We start from the raw sequence: 17,979 nt of genomic DNA on the forward strand, positions 1-17,979 counted from the left end.
AAAATCAAAATAATGAAGATACCTTCATTTAACGGTCGTAGACAGAAAAAGCCCAAGGCTGCGGAGCGAAAATCTAAAGCTTATCGCAAACCGATCGCCCGTTGGCATCCGCGTGCAGTTCAACTGTTAGATTTGTCTATCACAGTTGGGTCTGTGCTGTTATGTTTGCTGTTGTTGCCAACGCGCTTTCCTGGCACAGAATTGTTGGGCATTGGGCCGAATTGGCTGTTAATTTGGGTAGTGGCGTGGAGTGTAAAACGCTCTGTGTGGGAAGGAGCAGTAGCAGGTATCGTTTTAGGGCTACTGCAAGATGCTATGACATCACCAGACCCAACTCATGCTTTAACTTTGGGTTTAGTGGGACTGCTGACTGGATTAGTTCAGAAGCAGCGATTTATTCAGGAAGACTTTATTTCTATCGCTTTAATTGTCTTTATCATGGCAATTTTGGCAGAATCAATTTTTGGTTTGCAATTGAGTTTGACTGGCGATCGCAAAGTAGAATACATCTGGGCTTATTACCAACGGGTTGCCCTAGCCTCAGCCATTCTCAGTAGTCTTTGGGCTCCTATAGTTTACTATCCCCTAAATCTTTGGTGGCAAAAGCGCAAAGCGATCGAGCAATAGTTACAGAGGAAATAATTTTGAGTTTAAATTTGGGAGTGAGGAATTATGGGTATATAGCCTAAATTCTCACTCTTTTTAGTTGATGTCATTAGTCAATAATTTCGGTGCAATAGTATTTAAGTATGCACCCCGACAGCGAACAGTAGCTCTGGGATATTACTGTTGAGGTATCAACCCAAGTCGGTGACGTGCAGAATATTAAAATTCTTGCCCAAAATTTATGGATAATTCCCCAGTTGTTGCTCAGGTAGATACATCACTAAATTACACTCAAAAAGATGGGTTGATAGTGCGATCTCCTTTGGTATTTAATTCTCAAACGCAGAACAGTATGAGCAGTGAAGCTGACTTTGACTCCCGGATGATGCAGCGATGCTTGGAACTTGCCCGCCGTGCTTTGGGGCGCACTTCGCCTAATCCGCTGGTGGGGGCGGTTGTAGTCAAAGATGGCGAGATTGTGGGCGAAGGGTTTCATCCCCGTGCGGGTGAACCTCATGCCGAAGTTTTTGCTTTGAGAGCAGCAGGTGTTGGCGCTCGTGGTGCTACAGTTTATGTCAACCTGGAACCTTGTAACCACTATGGGCGTACTCCTCCTTGTTCAGAAGGGTTGATAGAGGCTGGTGTGGCTAAGGTGGTAGTGGGTATGGTTGATCCTAACCCTTTGGTGGCTGGAGGTGGAATTGCTCGTTTACGTGCTGCTGGTGTAGAGGTGTTAGTTGGGGTAGAGAATGAAGCCTGTCAGCAGCTAAATGAAGCTTTTGTGCATCGCATTTTATATAAAAAACCTTTTGGCATTTTGAAATATGCCATGACTTTAGATGGCAAAATTGCCACGACTGCTGGTCATAGTGCGTGGGTGACAAATCAAGCCGCCCGCAGTGAAGTACATCAACTACGGGCGGCTTGTGATGCCATTATTGTGGGTGGTAATACAGTCCGACAAGACAATCCTTTTTTAACTAGCCATCAGGTGGGGGCGCATAATCCTTTACGGGTGGTGATGAGTCGTCAATTCAATTTGCCCGAAAACGCCCGTTTGTGGGATACCCAAGAAGCGCCAACGCTGGTGTTAACTGAAGTTGGAGCCGACCCTGATTTACAAAAAATGTTGCTTAAACACGGCGTGGAGGTTGTGGAATTACCAGCGCTGACACCTGAACAAGCCATGATTCATTTATATGAACGGGGTTTTTGCAGTGTTTTGTGGGAGTGTGGCGGTAATTTAGCTGCAAGTGCGATCGCTCAAGGAGCCGTACAAAAAGTTATGGCCTTTATTGCTCCTAAAATTATTGGCGGTAGTCATGCGCCTACACCTGTAGGTGATTTAGGTTTGACTACCATGACGGAAGCATTGCCCTTAGAACGTGTTCTTTGGCGTGTGGTTGGTTCCGATTGCTTAGTGGAAGGTTATTTGCCTCAATAGTCAATAGTCAATGGTTTTGACCATTGACTATTGACTGTGCCAATTTTAGATTTTAGATTGCCGATTTTAGATTTTTTTGGTTCATGCCCCGTCTCTAGTGGAGCCACTCTCGTGGGCGGGTTTCCCGACTTGAGAGAAGTGGCGTGGCAGAACAAATTCAAAATCAAAAATTTAAAATCCGACGCTCGAAGACTCGCTAACGCTACGCTATCAAGCCCCACACTTTTGTGGTTGGGGTCAATCCAAAATCCAAAATCCAAAATTCTTTGATTTCTTAGTAGTGTCGATCATAAGCAATATCACGTATCAGACTTAGCCGGGATTGAATATAGTCGCCAAGAGAATCAATCTCATGGGAATCCAAGAAAACTTGTGTTGTGGTTTGTTTTACCAACCATTGCACCAAGCTAGAATCATCCAGCTGTAAGAGGGTCATGGTTTGGGCAGTTTCAACCACAGACCAAAGCTGACGCAGAATATTAGGAGTCATCAGACCTCATTGAAGATTAGCCTAGCTGTTTTTAGATTACACAATTTTGGCAGTAACTTATGGCATGAATGTACAAGCTGAGATAAGTATTATTAAAAAATTAATAATGTGATTTATAACTTTATGAATTTTCAGAAATGAACTATTGAATTTATTTGTTAATAAAAATTCACTAATACTAGGTTTGTATCTTCATAATAATTCATTAATGCCATCTACCCCAAGAAATATCTTAATTATTTATAATTTAAAAATGTATTTAATGAACAAAAATAGTTACCAATCCAGATAAATAATCATAATTTTTGTTGAGTAAAAGGGAGATGAAGAGACTGGAGACTAGAGGCTAGTCTCTCATTGATTCTGAATTTATGAAACATATTTGAGTTGTAATGGCTGATCCCAACAATAAATATGTTTACTTACCAATTGACAAATTATTATTCTTCATACTCTACCCAACTATTAGGCGTTTCAGAAACATGAACTTTTAATTGTACATTTGGCGGTAATCGCTTCTTAGTTTCATCGTAAATGTACTTAGCAATCATTTCAGCAGTAGTCTCATATTCAGGAGGCATAACTTCATTTAAAATGCAGTGGTCAAGTCCTCCTTTCGTAGCATCTTGTTTTGCCCAACGTAAAGTTCTAAAATCAGCTACCATAACTGGATGTGAACAAAATTGTGAAGAATGCAGTTGTGTTGAGATGGCTTCGATGCGGACTTCGTAATTATGCCCGTGCATCCGACCACAGGGGCCATCGTAATCTTTGATGTAGTGAGCGCTATTAAAAGAAAATTCTGTTACTACTTTCCATTTGGGCATTTTAATATTACCTCGTAGTCAATTTAGAGATAAATACTGATCTCTTCTGATTACCTTGGTTAATAAATCAGATTTTTATAGTATTGCTTATACCAGTTTAAAAAAAGAATATGAAAAATACAGGTTTAGCTTTGCATTTTAAAGAATTTATCAGGCTTTGCAACTAGGCGATCGCTCTAGCCGTGTTTAGGATTAACAATAGTGCCTGCGGAGTTTGTGGTAAAGCTAGAATTGCAGCTTTACAGTTGCGGGGGTATTCCAAAATTACTTCTGATTTAACCGTTAAGTCTGAGGTTATTTACAGCTTATCTGGGCAGTTGCGATCGCATCAAGATATCTTCAGCACAACTGGCGGGTTACACGCGGCGGTATTTGATGCTGAAGGAACAATGTTGAACTTGCAAGAAGATGTTGGCCGTTACAATGCGTTAGATAAGTTGATTGGTGAGGCTGTACTGAGTGAAGAGTTACCATTCAATCATTATATTGTCATGGTGAGTGGGCGTTTTAGTTTTGAGCTACTGCAAAAATCTTTAGCTGCGGGAGTGCCAATTGTTTTTTCTGTGTCTGCGCCTAGGAGTTTGGCGGTATCTGTAGCTCAAGAATTTGGTATTACTTTAGTAGGATTTTTACGAGGGACACGCTTCAATATTTATACTGGATGGCAGAGAATAATTACAGCATGATATGCTCTTAAAAATCACACTCTTTACTTGATTTTTACGTAATCTTGTTAGAAAAACTAGGATATTTAAATATGAACACGCTTGGTCAAAAGCATAAAGTTAGCTTTACTGTAAATGCGTGCGTTGTTGATACCCCATTCATCGATAAAATACTCCGGAGTATGATGCGTTCTCTGGATTATCCTTTTTGCGAAAGGCTGGTAGCGCTAGATCCTGGTAAGCCATCTGGTAAATACCTAGAACGTCAAACAGGGCAAATAGACGAGTTAAGAACGAAATTAGAGCAACTGCGAACAGAGGGTATTATTAATCGAGTAGATGAAATACTTTGGGATGAAAACTCTCAAAAGTCAGTATTAAAAAAATATTTTGGACGTGATGATATAGATGTCAAGGATTTTGATGGAGCGCCAATTTACCAATATCTTTTTGCTTTGGAACAGTGTACTGCTGATTATATTCTGCATGTAGATTCCGATGTGCTTTTTTGCCAGGATGCAGCAAGAAAGTCTTGGATTGATGAAGCAATTGAAATGTTACAGGCCAACCCATCTGTAGTGATTGCTACTTGCGAAGGCGGCCCTCCACAAGCTCAAAATTTTATAGAAAAATTAATTGGTCGTCCTCTAAAATCTAAACAGCAGCAATTATGGAATAAAGCTCGTAACGTTTCTACACGATATTTTCTCTTAGACCGCCAGCGGCTAGAAAAGAGTGTGTTACCCCTAGTACAGAAGGATACTGGAGAGCCATTAGAGAATTCATTTACACATACTTTTAAAGTTAAAGGTTTTGAACGTTGGTCGATGTGTACTGGTACTTGGGCAATACATCCAGTAGAGCATGGTGAAAATTTTATTCAACATTTAGATGATTTAATTTGGGCTGTAGAAAACAACGTTTATCCTTTAAAACGCAGTGGTAAACGATGGAATATGCACACCGATGGAGATGATATTAAACCTTGGCTGAATGCTATTCATCAAGCTAAGTCTGCCATATCTTAAATTTTGAAATCATACAAGTGGTGGATATGGGTGAGAGTATATTTCTGATAACTCTTGCCCAAACTTGGATTTTTGATCTTAATGTCTGATCAATGTCTAGAGAAATGATTTGCTAAGAGATTTGTAACATCAATTAGCTATAGGAAATGGTTTTGCGATATACTAAGGTATTAGTGGCGATCGCCACAGCTAATTTAGAAAGTTTAGTAAATTTCTATACTCAAGTTTTAAGTGAAAAGCCTATTACTCTGATTCCCAATGTTTATGCAGAGTTTCAATTGATGGGTTTGCGATTGGGGATTTTTCAACCGAAACAAAGTCACGAGTTAGAATTTGAAAACTCAACTAAAAGTAAAATAAGTTTGTGCTTGGAGGTGAGTAATTTAGAAGCGGCGATCGCTCATCTCACAAATTTAGGTTATCCTCCACCTGGCGAAATCTCCATCGCTTCCCACGGACGAGAAATTTATGCCTACGATCCTGATGGTAATCGTCTAATTCTGCATCAAGCTAAATAAGTGCTGAGTGCTGAGATAATGATTACTTTTTCTTTGTCAAAGGACAAAATTTCATACTTCACACTTCATACTTCATACTTTTTATGGCTATCACAAACAACTATAAATTAAACCTGATCCAATGGTATCCGGGTCATATTGCCAAGGCGGAAAAGAATCTCAAAGAACAGCTAAAAATGGTAGATGTAGTATTAGAGGTGCGAGATACGCGGATTCCTTTGGCGACGCACCACCCGCAAATCGGTGAATGGGTGGGAAATAAAACGCGGATTTTAGTATTGAACCGCTTAGATATGATTACACCCCAAGTGCGATCTCTTTGGACAGATTGGTTTAGAAATCAAGGGGAAATGCCTTATTTTACCAATGCTCAACAAGGTCAAGGTGTAACGGCTATTGCGAAAGCCGCCCAAGCTGCGGGAGTCGAACTGAATAAGAAAAGATGCGATCGCGGAATGTTACCTCGTCCTGTCCGGGCGGTGGTGATTGGTTTTCCTAACGTTGGCAAATCAGCTTTAATTAATCGCCTTTTGGGACGGCGCGTGGTTGAAAGTGCAGCACGTCCAGGGGTAACACGTAGCTTACGGTGGGTACGGATATCTGACCAGTTACAATTACTCGATGCTCCTGGTGTCATTCCTTCTCGCTTAGACAACCAAGACGCAGCTTTGAAATTAGCAATTTGCGATGACATTGGTCAAGCATCTTATGATAATCAACTCGTAGCATCCGCATTAGTCGATTTTTTAAACGAAATTCACATTACTGCAAATCATTTGTTACCAGAATCACCGCTACAATCACGTTATGGACTCGACTCCTCACCCTACACAGGAGAATCTTATTTAGAAGCTTTAGCAGAACATCGCTATAACGGAGATGTGGAACGTGCCGCGAGACAACTTTTCACAGATTATCGCAAGGGTTTATTAGGAACAATTCCTTTAGAATTACCACCTAACTTATAAGCAGACATTCCCGGCATTTTTTGAGCGATCGCTATTCACACATCTTGTTAAAATAGCAGCTACATAAACAAAGCGCTCAAAAGGCTTGATTTTACGTTAGTTAACACAGGCGGACTTCTTTTGTTTAGCCGCGAATTCCATTCGTCAGTGCTGGGTGCAAGATATAAGTTCACTTACTTTATGCACACTTTACATGAATGCGATCGCTTTTTGGGTACTTTTTACCACTACTCAGCAGATAATTAAAATACCAAAGTTAGTGGTGGGTTTTCATATACAAGCGATGTCTCCAACGGGCTTTGCCTCCACACAATACATAAATCCTATTTAATTTACTGTAAATAGTTGTCGGAATGTCATTATCAGTGTCATAAAGATAAGGTAAAGGATTTATCCTGGGTATCCTTTATGTTAGAGATGCTTCCCTAGCTTCCAGGATAAATAAATCATACTCATGACTGAACTCACACTGCGCCTACAACAGGGAGAAACAGAAACAACGGTAACAGTGAATCAAGATGAATTCACTATTGGTCGTTTACCAGAATGTGACCTGTACTTACCTTTTGGTGGAGTTTCCCGCAAACATGCACTGTTACGAAAAAAAGCTAATGGTGCGTGGGCTATTGAGGATTTAGGCAGTAAAAATGGTACGCAAGTAAATCAAAGTTTTGTAACCGCAACGCGAGATTTACAGCACGGCGATATTATCTGGTTAGGAAATGTCAGCTTAGTAGTATTGTTGGTAAATCCGGCAATGCAGGTGAAAACTCAACACGCAGAAGTTTCTGATAGCGCGGAACAAAGAACAATTTTACGTAACGTTGAACAGTTGCAACAGCAGTGGATAGCAGCTGACAGTCACGATGATGACATTACTACTAAAAATAAAAGCATTGCCCGCCTCAAAGACTTAGTAGATATTGCGAAAAATTTGTGTGCGGCCGCATCGATAGAAGAGATTTTTTCTCAAGTACAACAAGTAGTTTTTCGTTATCTCGACAGTATTGACCGCTTGGCTTTATTAATTGATGTGAATGGGTGCAATCATTTAGAGTTAGTCAATGCTGGGACAAGAAATGCTGCTGAGAAAAAATATTTAGCAGCTGATGGTAGTTGGATTAGTCGCAGTATTTGTCAAAAAGTATTTGAAGAAAAAGTGGCAATTCAAACTGCTGATACTCACAAAGATGAAAGATTTTCTGGGGAACATAGTATTTTAGTCAAAGGTATTCGCAGTGCAATGGCTGTACCTTTGTGGGATGAAAATAAAGTAGTTGGCGTTCTTTATGCAGATGCCCATCTTTCTTCTTATCATTGGGCAGATGATGGTGAAGAAGAACTCAGCTTTTTTTCGGCTTTAGCAAATTTGGTTGCTTCTAGTGTGCAGCGTTGGTTATTAGTAGAAAAACTCAAAACAGAAGAAGTAATTCGTCATCGGCTAGAACGTTATCATTCTCCCGCAGTTGTGCAGCAGTTAATTTCTGTGGGTGGCTTACCAGATGGGCGTTTACCAACAACTGAAAGTGAGATTAGTATTGTATTTGCAGATTTAGTTGGTTTTACGGCACTTTCGGAGAGATTAACACCAAAAGCGATCGCCCAATTATTAAATAATTTATTTGAAGAAATGCTGCAAGAAGTATTTGGCTACGGTGGCACTTTAGATAAATATATTGGCGATTGTATTATGGCATTTTTTGGCGCTCCCGAACCGCTAGTAGATCATGCAGACCGCGCCACCGCCGCCGCCAAAGGAATGCTCACACGTCTGCAACATCTGAACGCCAAAGGTTTTTGGGAAGAACCTCTACAATTACGCATTGCAATTAATAGTGGTAAGGCTGTCGTTGGTGATGTTGGCAGTTCGCAACGGGTAGACTACACCGCATTGGGCGCTACGATTAACTTAGCAGCGCGGATGGAAGCTGTTTGTCCTCCTGGTGAATGTGTAATTAGTGAAGCTACTTATCAGATACTGACTGACTCCTCAGATTTTCAAGAAATGGGAGATCATCGGTTTAAAGGTATTGATAGGTTAGTGAAGATTTATCAAACAAATATGAGTTAATATTATTGGCTTAAAATTTCATTTTTATATCGGTTTTCTCATAATAAAATGCTGAGTATAAACATAATAAATTATTTATGAACAACAAGATACCCGATTTCTTGAAAAAGTCGAATATCTGATTGTTCGATAGTTATCAACTAAATATCAGTTTTTATTTTAAATGTTGATTATTACAATATTCTAGAGTTTCTTTAACAGCAGTAACTTCTACTATAACTGGTTGATCTTTTGTTCCGTTGATGAGAAATTCACTAGCACCAACATGAGGCTTTTTTAAATTTCCCCAATCGTATGTATAACCTAACCCAGTCCAAGGATAATATTCTTTGTCTTTATTCTCGAAAGAGTTCTGATAGATATTATGCAGAGTTAAATTACTTTTAGGTACAGGAACAGGTAAAACATTACAACTAGAATCATTTATTTCTGGGTCAATACATGGTCTACTTAAGTCTTCGGCTTTCACCCACATTTCCACAAAGTGGGTTTTATTTGCATATTTATTTAAAACTAAGCCTAAATACTGCTGTAATCTCAACGCCAGCATCACCTTTCCTGGTAAACTCATGCCGTTTCCTTTACAGTTTTGGCAAAATTCTTGTACTTGAGGAAATGCTGTTAACCAAGTTTGACGGCTGATATCTTTCGTGCCAATTGCCCAATCTGTATTAGGATTTGAGGTATATAGCCAACTCACCATCAAAAATTCTGTTTTGCCGTTACGTTCTCTGGTTTTAACTTTGGGGTTAATTGTGGATAATGCCCAAAGATTATTGACAACTTTATCTACACTTGGTTTTTTAGCATCTTGAATCGATGTATCTAGTTGCTTTTTCAAAAATTTATAACTTTCGGGTTTATTTTTATCTAAATATTCATAGACAGAGGGGATGGCTTGAGACTGCGCCAATAATTGTTTGTGCAGATTTGGTGCTGTTCGCAGATAAGTTTCTGTAGCAAATAAACCAGAATAACCTACTGATAAGCCAACAGTAGTTAAACTTAAAAACACGTATTTATTAATTGTTTGCATGGTAAACTTCCTGCTACTTGATAGCAATAATTGATATCAACATAAAGATTGAGTCTGATTGTATAAGGTGTTTGCGGAGTGCGCCAGTAAATTTAAACTTTGTAATTTTATTTAATAGGATAAAAAATACAGGATTTGCTGGTATTATTTATCAGGTTGGGTGAAATATGGCAGAGCGATCGCCAGCATAAACACACTAGCAAAATCTGAGTATTGATAGTGATACAAAACTTATCAATATTTATAAGTATTACTGTTGAAATCAATAATTATTTACACCGTAATTTCACATTTATCGGCTGTTATTTCGCTTAAATATCTGGGTACTCTAAAATGAGAATTATTCTAAACAGGGTATTTGCTGACTCATGATGAAAATTATTACCGCGCGAGTTATCTTAGGACTAGTCGTGCTAGGACTCTGTAGTTGTAACTCAATTAAATCAACTACCACGACAAATCCCAGTCAAACTACTAGTCAAAATGATGTACAAACCCAGTCACCCATCAAAATTGCTGCTTCTAGTTCATCTATCACTGTTTTAAAAGTACTAACAGAAGCTTATCAAGCCCAAAACAAAACAGCCAAAATGGAGTTTATCTCTCACAGTCAATCAGAAGGTGCGATCGCGGCACTTAAAAATGATATTGTCGATATTGCAGGTAGCAGTCACAAACTGAAGTCCGAAGAAGATAATGGTAAAATTCAATACCGGGAATTAGCGCAAGATTTGGTCGTTGTTTTTACTCACAACAGCGTTAAGGGTGTAACTAATTTAACAACTAATCAGTTAAAGTCAATCTATGCTGGAAAAATTACTAACTGGAAAGAATTAGGCGGGCCAAATGCTAAAATTGTGGTCTTGGATAGACCTGAAGATGAATCTGCCAAAAAATTACTGCGAAAATACTATTTAGGTCAAGATAAAACCACAACCAAAGCTGTCATTTTAAATAAAGAAGGAGAGCTAATTGATACTTTACAAAGCACTCCCTATTCAATTGGCGCTTTTTCTTTAGCTTATTCTGTAATTAATCAATTACCAGTCAATCGCCTCAAACTAAATGGTATTGAGCCAAATCAAGAGAACTTTACTAATAGTAAATACCAAATGGTGCGCCATCTAGGAATGATTTGGCAGAAATCACCTACACCTAACACTCAAAAGTTTATTGATTTTATATTTAGTCAAGAAGGTAATAAACTACTACAAGATAAGGGCTTTATTACTATTAATTAAACTCATCACAACCGCCATGCGAAGAAGATTTCGCCTACGGCTCAATCTCAGTCAGAAGATAGTTTTCTCATTTCTAGCTGTATTTTTGAGCATATTTATATTGTGTTTATCTATCATTGGACATTGGTTTACTAATAATCTTGAGCAGAACATTCGCCGAGAAGTTGCGAGTTTTGCAGAAAGAGTTTACCAAGATTTTCTGCATGAACAGGAAGATTTGGAAACACAAGTGAATTTGATTGCTGGGCGTGAGACAATTACCTTAGCAATTGAACAGCAAGATAAACAAAAACTGCTACAATATTTATTACCTATTAGAACTACTTTAAATTTAGATTGGATAAAAGTAGTTAATGTTGATGGGAACACTTTACTAGATACAAGAAAAGCTAGTTTAATTACATCTAAATTAATTGATAAATCTATTACTAATATTTCTAGTAGTGGAGGTAGCTTGATTGATTTTATTGGTGTAGAAAACAGTCCACAAGTTTTACAAGTAGTGATTCAAGCAATAAAATCTTCTATAAAAATTGTAGGTGGAATCATTATGGGTAATTTAGTAGATGAGTCATTTTTAGAACAAATTGCCGTTGGTTCCTCCAAAAACATAGTTACGACGAAAAAAGACACAATTATTGCATCAACACTACCAGAAATTAAACAAACAAAATGGCAGCCTCCTTCGCCTAATTTGTCTACCATCAAAACATCAATTCAACAACAAGAATATTTCGCTAAAAGTATCATATTTAAAGGAGCAAGTCAGTCTTTAATTACAACCGTACTTTATCCAATATTGCAATTAGAAAAAACTCAATCTTTACTTTGGCTACGGCTAGAACTTTTGTTTTTATTAGGCGGAAGTATTGTTACACTCATGGGATATTTAGTGGGCAGAAAGATTACACGCCCTTTGCAAGCTGTGACCCAGATTGCCAAAAAAGTGACAAAAGATGCCAATTTTGACTTACAAGCGCCTGTCACTACCGAAGATGAAGTTGGTGTTCTAGCTATTGCTTTAAATCAGTTAATTTACCAAGTAAAACAACTATTAGTAGAACAGTATCAGGCAAAAGAAAAATTACAAATATACAGCCAAAATTTAGAGCAGAAAATTAAGGAGCGTACACAAGAAATTGAGCAAAAAAATCTTGATTTAAAAAATACATTAAATACGCTTCAGCAAACTCAATCTCAACTCATTCAAACTGAGAAGATGTCTTCTTTAGGACAATTAGTTGCTGGGGTTGCCCATGAAATTAATAATCCGGTGACTTTTATCTATGGTAATGTTGAACATGCTGAAAATTATGTGAAAGATATACTGCAACTAGTCCAACTTTATCAACAAAACTACCCTGATCCAGCGCCTAGTATTCAAGATGTCATGAAAGAAGTTGAGATTGAATATATTATCCAAGACTTGCCTAAAATCTTGACTTCCATGAAAGTAGGTGCGGAACGCATTCATCAAATTGTTCTTTCTCTGCGAATTTTTTCACGTTTAGATGAAGCTGAATTTAAAACGGCTAATGTGCATGATGGCATAGATAGTACTTTGTTAATTTTGCGACATCGCCTTAAAGCCCAAGCTCGTCGCCCAGAAATTCAAGTAATTAAAGAATATTGTGAAATGCCGCATATTAAATGTTTTGCGGGGCAATTAAATCAAGTATTTATGAATATCTTGGCAAATGCCATTGATGCTTTAGATGAAGCGTGGGAAAAAAATCTCTGTCAACAGCCAATAATTCGCATTTCTTCTGAATGTGAAAATGAAAATATCTGCATTCATATTGCTGATAATGGGACAGGAATTCCCCAAAAAGTACAAAGTCGTTTGTTTGATCCCTTTTTTACTACTAAACCAGTTGGTAAAGGAACTGGGTTAGGCTTATCAATTAGTTACCAGATAGTTACAGAAAAGCATCGTGGATCATTAGAATGTATTTCTCTACCAGATAAGGGTACAGAATTTGTGATTACAATTCCAATTCGCTAGTACAACAAGGGAAAAGTCAAAAGGAAAAAGGAAAAAGGAAAAATAAATAATATTTATACTACAAGCCTTTTAGCAATTCCAGATGGTCTGTTTATTTACACCGACCTGTACTAGTATTTTTTTAGTGAGCAAATACTAGTTACCAATGAATCAAATTCGTAAGTTTAGTTTTTTACCTTTAATCGGGATTATTCTGATAGTTGCAAGTTTCTGGTTTTTGACTGCAAATAAACCAGAAATGACAAATATTGCCTCTACGAGAATTTACGAACAAAGAGTTAATCATAGTCCCGATGGTATTGGTAAGTATTATATGGGGCGAGAAATTGCCAAAGTGATGGGACACACAGGCGCAGGCTGGCTGGAACGTCCTAGCCGCGAGTTAGAAGAACAGCCCAGCAAGATAGTCGGCGTGTTGGATTTAAAACCAAATGATGTCGTTGCAGATATTGGTGCTGGTACAGGTTATTTGAGTTTTTTGATTGCACCTTTATTACCTCAAGGAAAAGTGCTGGCTGTAGATATTCAGCCAGAAATGCTAGAGATTATTCAAGTTTCTCAACAAGAGAAAAAAATTACTAATGTTGAGCCAATTTTAGCAACCATTAATAACCCTAACCTACCTGATGCAAGTGTTGACTTGGCTTTAATGGTGGATGCTTATCATGAATTTGCATATCCTTACGAAGTGATGCAAGGACTTGTCAAAGCATTAAAACCGGGAGGTAGGGTAGTACTGGTGGAGTATCGCGGGGAAAATCCCTTAATTATGATTAAACGTCTGCACAAGATGACGCAAAACCAGGTGCGGAAAGAAATGCAGGCTGTTGGTTTAGTTTGGCGAGAGACGAAAAACTTATTACCCCAGCAGCATTTGATGGTGTTTGAAAAACCAGTTGCTAGTACAACAAGGTAAAAGTAAAAAGAAAGAATAGTTGTACCACAAGCCTTTTAGCAATTCCAGATAGTCTATATTATTTACGCATATCTGTACTAATTGAAACCTGTTTCTACCAAATTCCAGAAATAGCCATCTGGTGCAGTGAAGGAGAAACTTTTTTCTCGGAACTCGTTTTCGATAATGTTAGTAAAGTTTAGCACTTGACTAGACTTGATGCGATCGCCATATTCTTCGATTTCCTGCACCCGATAAGTATATAGTGACATCCCTAAACTTCCTGGTTGTGCGGCTTCAAACCGCGATTCTACGTTTATCGCCTCCGGGAAGCGAATTACATAAAGTCTGCCACTCCGCGCCGCCATCATGTCAGTTTGAGAGGAACGCGGATCATCAAAAGTTGTCACGATAAATTTTTCCCCTGGTTTGAGGTCAAATAAATCTCGTCCTGCTGGTGAAGATTCATAGCTGGTTTCAACATCATCTCGCACGCGCAACAAACCTAAAATGTCCTCATAAAATTTCAGGCTAGTTTTGCTGTCATCTTGAACGACAATCCCAATATGAGTAAATTGGCTTGTTTTCAATACAGATGCTGCGTTAATATGTCCGTAATCGGGTATTGTGTAACCAAATCTTTGAAATAAAACTTGTCGCGCTAAAGGTTGCAGTAGTAACATTTCTCGCACCCCTACGCTTGGGTCTATAAAAGGACGGCTTTTGCGTTCTTTTTGATAAATAACTTCCCAGTAGGGAATGCTATATCGAATCGTAAAACCAGCTATTTTAGCTTCTTCGGCGTGATTTAAAATAGTTAAAATATCAGAAGTTAAGGTAGTAGCCCAACGATTTCCCTTAGTTTTCATTGATGCTAACCCCAACCCTTGATTAGTGGGATTTTGCCAAACCATCAACCGAATTAACCCATGATCTGCATTTTGATGATATAGGCGAATGGAACGTAACCCAGAATTTACTCCATATAATTGATGGGCTGTTGCCGCAGGTAATTGACCAACTTGCCCAATGCGATAACCAAATTGTTCCCAATATTGTATCGCAAAAATTGGGTCTGGAACACCAATACATACTTCATAAATACCTGCAATTTTAGTTTTTTTTCCTAGAGTCATACTGAATTTTAATGCAGAGATTTTGCATATACCAAATAATATTAATTCAAAAATAAGGTGGGACAACAAGATTTTTTGCCTCACCCAGAGAGTTATACAGAGATGACTTACGCAAAAACTCTCAAACTCTGATTTCTCTGTGACCTCTGCGCCTCTGTGGTTCGATTTTTTGTAGCCTGTGCATAAGTCCTGACAGAGTTTATCTATCGCTAATTTGATTTAAGTCTTGGAGAACGGCGGCGGCTGATTGATAGCGATCGCTAAAATGATAACGCACCATTTTATCTAAAATCATGCCCAGTTCTGGACTTACTTGCACTATGTGTCGCCACATAATATTACCTGTCTCTGGATCTGGTTGTAATTCTTGGGGTAAGATACCAGTCATTGCTTGAATCCCCATCATCCCCAAAGCATAAATATCACTAGATAGGCGCGGATGTCCGGCAAATTGTTCTGGTGGTGCATAGCCCCTTGTCCCAATAGCAACTGTGGCTAATTCTGTTTTTTCACTACTGGGTGGGTGCATCAATTTAACTGCACCAAAATCAATTAAAACTAAGCGATTATCTTGATTGCTTCTAATAATATTATGGGGTTTAATGTCTCTGTGAATTACTCGATGGTCATGAACAAAAGCTAAAACTTCTAATACACCTTTGAGCATCTCAATTACAAAAGTTTCATTTTTTGCCCCGTGTCCAGGTGCTAATTCTTCGTGTAAAGTATGCCCAGGAATATACTCTTCTACTAAATAGAATTCTTGTTGGTCTTCAAAATAAGCCAGCAGCGCCGGGATTTGGGGATGTTTCCCCAAGACTTCTAAAATTTCGGCTTCTGTATTAAATAATCTTCTGGCTACTTCTAAAAATTTTGTATCTCGACGTGCTGGCATTAATTGTTTCACAACACAAGTTGGATTACCAGGACGTTGAGTATCTTGTGCTAAATAAGTGCGACCAAATCCCCCAGCGCCAAGCACTCTCGAAATGTGGTAGCGTCCACCTAAAAGTAAATCACCAGTTCTTTTTTCTGGTTGGATAATGATTGATGCAGAGTGGGTATGTTGGTCATAAATTTTCGTAGCTTCTGTGGCTGAGGTAGTTTCTTTTAAGAGAATATTTAATTGGGCGATCGCTTCTTGTTGTTGTTCAACTTGCTGAATAATTAATTTTGTTTGCTGTTGTGTGTGGTAAGTTGTATAAACCAGCATCCCCACACTACTAAACAAAAATGCGATCGCTGGGGGAATTAGCGGTATCCAGCCAGCTAAGAGAAATAAACCAACGCAAATTCCAACTAAACCAGCAAGAGTTAAACATCCCATAACCAGCAGCATAAAAGGATGTCGCAACCGCCAACCTAAAATGCTCCCCAGTAAAGACCAACCCAACACCCATAATAATTCTAGCCAATCAGTCCAATACCAAATCAACGGTCTACCATCTAAAACTGTACTGAGAATTTGACTAGCTATTTGTGCATGAATAAATACAGTTGCTGTTCTGGCTGGATGGTCTGGGGAAGCACTGTAGGGCGTATACACACCAGGGTGAACACTAGCGGCTGTAGTACCAATAATTACTAACTTGTCTTTGATCCAGTTAGGGTTAACTTGATTGTTCAGGACTTGGGTGAGGGTAACTTCTTGTGCGAGGCGATGAGGATGACGATAATTTAATAATATTTGATACCCTGCGGCATCTAAACCGATATAGCTACCAGAATTAGGTATAAGAGTAGGAAAAGTGATTTTACCGAGATGAAAATTATGTGTTTCGGTAAAATCTACATTTATCCCTTGTTTTTCTAAATAACTAATAGCAATCAAACCAGCAAAAGAAAATTGGGTTGCACATTTGTGACTATTAGTAGGCTCGGCAAATAACAAACCCCGACGCACAATCTGGTCTTCTTGATTATCAGGAATTAAATCGTTATAGCTAATATTAGCTACAGGAAAATTCGGTGGCGGGGGAATTTCTGATCTATCTTTGCTGCTTAATAAACAAGTAGTAATGATATTATTTTTATTAGTAATACCATCTGCAAGATTGGTTTGATTTTGGCGGTAGAGATTTAGACCAATTACACGGGGTTGATAAGACTCAAGTTTTGTTAATAATTTATTGATTGTGGCATCAGATAAAGGCCATTTGACTTGTGCCAAATCCTCTTCTGTGATTTTAACCAGTAAAAGCCGAGGATCTGGTGGTTCTGAAGGACGCGATCGCAATATCTGATCATAAGCTTTTAACTCCCAAGGTTGCAACCATTTCAGTTCTCGCATTCCCCACACCAAAGTTGTGACCCCCACACTGGTTACCACAACGATTCGCCACCAGTGAATCTTGGTCAAGGTGTCACGATAATCTTGATTTTGGGTTAACGCAGTTCGCAGATATTGTAATATTCCACTAATCACAGAGTTGCGGTAGAAGGCAGGAGGCAGAAGGCAGAAGGCAGAAGGATAAACTTTATACTTTATTCTTTGCTTTATTTAATTTAGCAACTTACTTGGCTGAATGTTGCTGTTTAATCCATCGCTAGAGTTCAGCAAATAATAGGTTGTATAATCTATATCCGGTTGTTCCTCCATTAAAAAAACTCAGTCATGCCAAGCACCGCCATTGAAACTGTTATTGCTGCATACTTTACCAACATTACTGCAATGAATCCAGAAGGCTGGATAGAGAATTTTGCTGAAGATGCGGTGAGTTATGACCCGGTTGGTGAACCTCCAGTCAAAATTCGGGAAGATTATCACCAGTTTATCGGGCAATTGCAAGCTGTATTTACAAAATTAGCTGCGACAACTGAACATATTTTTGTTGCTGGTACTGAAGCAGCCGTCAAGTGGACAATGGAAGGAGTTAGTAAAACAGGTAAATCAGTCACCTTTGAGGGAATCACAATTTTTGAGATTAACAAAGAAGGCAAAATTCAGACAACCCGCGCTTATTGGAACCCTAATCTCTTGGTAGCGCAATTGCGCGGTTAAGAAAAAGTAGGAAATGAAGTCTGAAATGAAGAACCCAGTATAATCAAG

The 17,979-nt window shown here is 38.6% G+C and carries 16 protein-coding genes; 11 read left to right on the forward strand and 5 right to left on the reverse strand.

Translation table 11 applies throughout. The features are described from left to right. Positions 1–12: 12 nt before the first annotated feature. On the forward strand, positions 13–627 hold the full coding sequence (mreD, locus tag NOS7107_RS07760; protein WP_015112425.1) for a rod shape-determining protein MreD: 615 nt from the start codon (positions 13–15) through the stop codon (positions 625–627). A gap of 220 nt (positions 628–847) precedes the next feature. Continuing rightward, positions 848–2,050 carry a bifunctional diaminohydroxyphosphoribosylaminopyrimidine deaminase/5-amino-6-(5-phosphoribosylamino)uracil reductase RibD gene (gene ribD / locus NOS7107_RS07765; RefSeq protein WP_015112426.1) on the forward strand — a complete coding sequence of 401 codons (1,203 nt, stop codon included), beginning with the start codon at positions 848–850 and terminating at the stop codon, positions 2,048–2,050. Between the two features lie 274 nt (positions 2,051–2,324). On the opposite strand, the gene NOS7107_RS29335 is transcribed toward ribD, so the two are convergent. Together NOS7107_RS29335 and NOS7107_RS07780 are read right to left on the reverse strand one after the other, a co-directional pair. After that, positions 2,325–2,540 carry a hypothetical protein gene (locus NOS7107_RS29335; protein WP_015112427.1) on the reverse strand — a complete coding sequence of 72 codons (216 nt, stop codon included), beginning with the start codon at positions 2,538–2,540 and terminating at the stop codon, positions 2,325–2,327. 440 nt (positions 2,541–2,980) lie between these two features. After that, positions 2,981–3,367 carry a 6-pyruvoyl tetrahydropterin synthase family protein gene (locus NOS7107_RS07780; RefSeq protein ID WP_015112428.1) on the reverse strand — a complete coding sequence of 129 codons (387 nt, stop codon included), beginning with the start codon at positions 3,365–3,367 and terminating at the stop codon, positions 2,981–2,983. Positions 3,368–3,549: 182 nt separating this feature from the next. Between NOS7107_RS07780 and NOS7107_RS07785 the strand changes: the two genes are divergently transcribed. From NOS7107_RS07785 to NOS7107_RS07805, 5 genes are all read left to right on the forward strand, one after another. After that, on the forward strand, positions 3,550–4,053 hold the full coding sequence (locus NOS7107_RS07785; RefSeq protein ID WP_367580173.1) for a formate dehydrogenase accessory sulfurtransferase FdhD: 504 nt from the start codon (positions 3,550–3,552) through the stop codon (positions 4,051–4,053). Positions 4,054–4,124: 71 nt separating this feature from the next. Beyond that, a complete protein-coding gene (locus NOS7107_RS07790) occupies positions 4,125–5,060 on the forward strand; it encodes a glycosyltransferase family A protein (RefSeq protein WP_015112429.1) in 936 nt (311 codons plus the stop codon). A gap of 146 nt (positions 5,061–5,206) precedes the next feature. Then, positions 5,207–5,578 carry a VOC family protein gene (locus NOS7107_RS07795; protein ID WP_015112430.1) on the forward strand — a complete coding sequence of 124 codons (372 nt, stop codon included), beginning with the start codon at positions 5,207–5,209 and terminating at the stop codon, positions 5,576–5,578. Between the two features lie 83 nt (positions 5,579–5,661). Beyond that, positions 5,662–6,546, forward strand: a complete 885-nt coding sequence (gene ylqF, locus NOS7107_RS07800; RefSeq protein ID WP_015112431.1) for a ribosome biogenesis GTPase YlqF — start codon at positions 5,662–5,664, stop codon at positions 6,544–6,546. A 454-nt stretch (positions 6,547–7,000) separates the two neighbouring features. Beyond that, positions 7,001–8,617 carry an adenylate/guanylate cyclase domain-containing protein gene (locus NOS7107_RS07805; protein ID WP_015112432.1) on the forward strand — a complete coding sequence of 539 codons (1,617 nt, stop codon included), beginning with the start codon at positions 7,001–7,003 and terminating at the stop codon, positions 8,615–8,617. A 154-nt stretch (positions 8,618–8,771) separates the two neighbouring features. On the opposite strand, the gene NOS7107_RS07810 is transcribed toward NOS7107_RS07805, so the two are convergent. Next, a complete protein-coding gene (locus NOS7107_RS07810; protein ID WP_015112433.1) occupies positions 8,772–9,653 on the reverse strand; it encodes a hypothetical protein in 882 nt (293 codons plus the stop codon). Positions 9,654–10,021: 368 nt separating this feature from the next. Here NOS7107_RS07810 and NOS7107_RS07815 point away from each other — a divergent pair, with 368 nt between their 5' ends. The 3 genes from NOS7107_RS07815 (at position 10,022) to NOS7107_RS07825 (ending at position 13,815) form a co-directional block, all read left to right on the forward strand. Further along, positions 10,022–10,894 (forward strand): substrate-binding domain-containing protein, encoded by an 873-nt coding sequence (locus NOS7107_RS07815; RefSeq protein WP_015112434.1) that lies wholly within the window; start codon positions 10,022–10,024, stop codon positions 10,892–10,894. Positions 10,895–10,994: 100 nt separating this feature from the next. Further along, the gene (locus NOS7107_RS07820; protein WP_253274531.1) at positions 10,995–12,899 is read left to right on the forward strand and encodes an ATP-binding protein; all 1,905 of its coding nucleotides are present in this window, start codon (positions 10,995–10,997) and stop codon (positions 12,897–12,899) included. Between the two features lie 145 nt (positions 12,900–13,044). Beyond that, positions 13,045–13,815, forward strand: a complete 771-nt coding sequence (locus tag NOS7107_RS07825; protein ID WP_015112436.1) for a class I SAM-dependent methyltransferase — start codon at positions 13,045–13,047, stop codon at positions 13,813–13,815. 77 nt (positions 13,816–13,892) lie between these two features. On the opposite strand, the gene NOS7107_RS07830 is transcribed toward NOS7107_RS07825, so the two are convergent. Further along, positions 13,893–14,930, reverse strand: coding sequence for a VOC family protein (locus NOS7107_RS07830; protein WP_015112437.1), 1,038 nt, complete (start codon positions 14,928–14,930; stop codon positions 13,893–13,895). Between the two features lie 199 nt (positions 14,931–15,129). Continuing rightward, positions 15,130–17,355 carry a CHASE2 domain-containing serine/threonine-protein kinase gene (locus tag NOS7107_RS07835; RefSeq protein ID WP_015112438.1) on the reverse strand — a complete coding sequence of 742 codons (2,226 nt, stop codon included), beginning with the start codon at positions 17,353–17,355 and terminating at the stop codon, positions 15,130–15,132. A 189-nt stretch (positions 17,356–17,544) separates the two neighbouring features. Between NOS7107_RS07835 and NOS7107_RS07840 the strand changes: the two genes are divergently transcribed. Continuing rightward, positions 17,545–17,931: a nuclear transport factor 2 family protein gene (locus NOS7107_RS07840; protein ID WP_015112439.1), complete on the forward strand. Its 387-nt coding sequence runs from the start codon at positions 17,545–17,547 to the stop codon at positions 17,929–17,931. Positions 17,932–17,979 lie beyond the last annotated feature (48 nt).

The sequence above is a fragment of the Nostoc sp. PCC 7107 genome (genome assembly GCF_000316625.1).
Taxonomy (GTDB): Bacteria; Cyanobacteriota; Cyanobacteriia; order Cyanobacteriales; family Nostocaceae; genus Nostoc_B.

Bases quoted from the DNA above. Each gene is read 5' to 3' on its own strand.
- mreD (WP_015112425.1), top strand. From the start codon at position 13: ATGAAGATACCTTCATTTAACGGTCGTAGACAGAAAAAGCCCAAGGCT.
- ribD (WP_015112426.1), top strand. From the start codon at position 848: ATGGATAATTCCCCAGTTGTTGCTCAGGTAGATACATCACTAAATTAC.
- NOS7107_RS29335 (WP_015112427.1), bottom strand. From the start codon at position 2,540: ATGACTCCTAATATTCTGCGTCAGCTTTGGTCTGTGGTTGAAACTGCC.
- NOS7107_RS07780 (WP_015112428.1), bottom strand. From the start codon at position 3,367: ATGCCCAAATGGAAAGTAGTAACAGAATTTTCTTTTAATAGCGCTCAC.
- NOS7107_RS07790 (WP_015112429.1), top strand. From the start codon at position 4,125: ATGAACACGCTTGGTCAAAAGCATAAAGTTAGCTTTACTGTAAATGCG.
- NOS7107_RS07795 (WP_015112430.1), top strand. From the start codon at position 5,207: ATGGTTTTGCGATATACTAAGGTATTAGTGGCGATCGCCACAGCTAAT.
- ylqF (WP_015112431.1), top strand. From the start codon at position 5,662: ATGGCTATCACAAACAACTATAAATTAAACCTGATCCAATGGTATCCG.
- NOS7107_RS07805 (WP_015112432.1), top strand. From the start codon at position 7,001: ATGACTGAACTCACACTGCGCCTACAACAGGGAGAAACAGAAACAACG.
- NOS7107_RS07810 (WP_015112433.1), bottom strand. From the start codon at position 9,653: ATGCAAACAATTAATAAATACGTGTTTTTAAGTTTAACTACTGTTGGC.
- NOS7107_RS07815 (WP_015112434.1), top strand. From the start codon at position 10,022: ATGATGAAAATTATTACCGCGCGAGTTATCTTAGGACTAGTCGTGCTA.
- NOS7107_RS07825 (WP_015112436.1), top strand. From the start codon at position 13,045: ATGAATCAAATTCGTAAGTTTAGTTTTTTACCTTTAATCGGGATTATT.
- NOS7107_RS07830 (WP_015112437.1), bottom strand. From the start codon at position 14,930: ATGACTCTAGGAAAAAAAACTAAAATTGCAGGTATTTATGAAGTATGT.
- NOS7107_RS07840 (WP_015112439.1), top strand. From the start codon at position 17,545: ATGCCAAGCACCGCCATTGAAACTGTTATTGCTGCATACTTTACCAAC.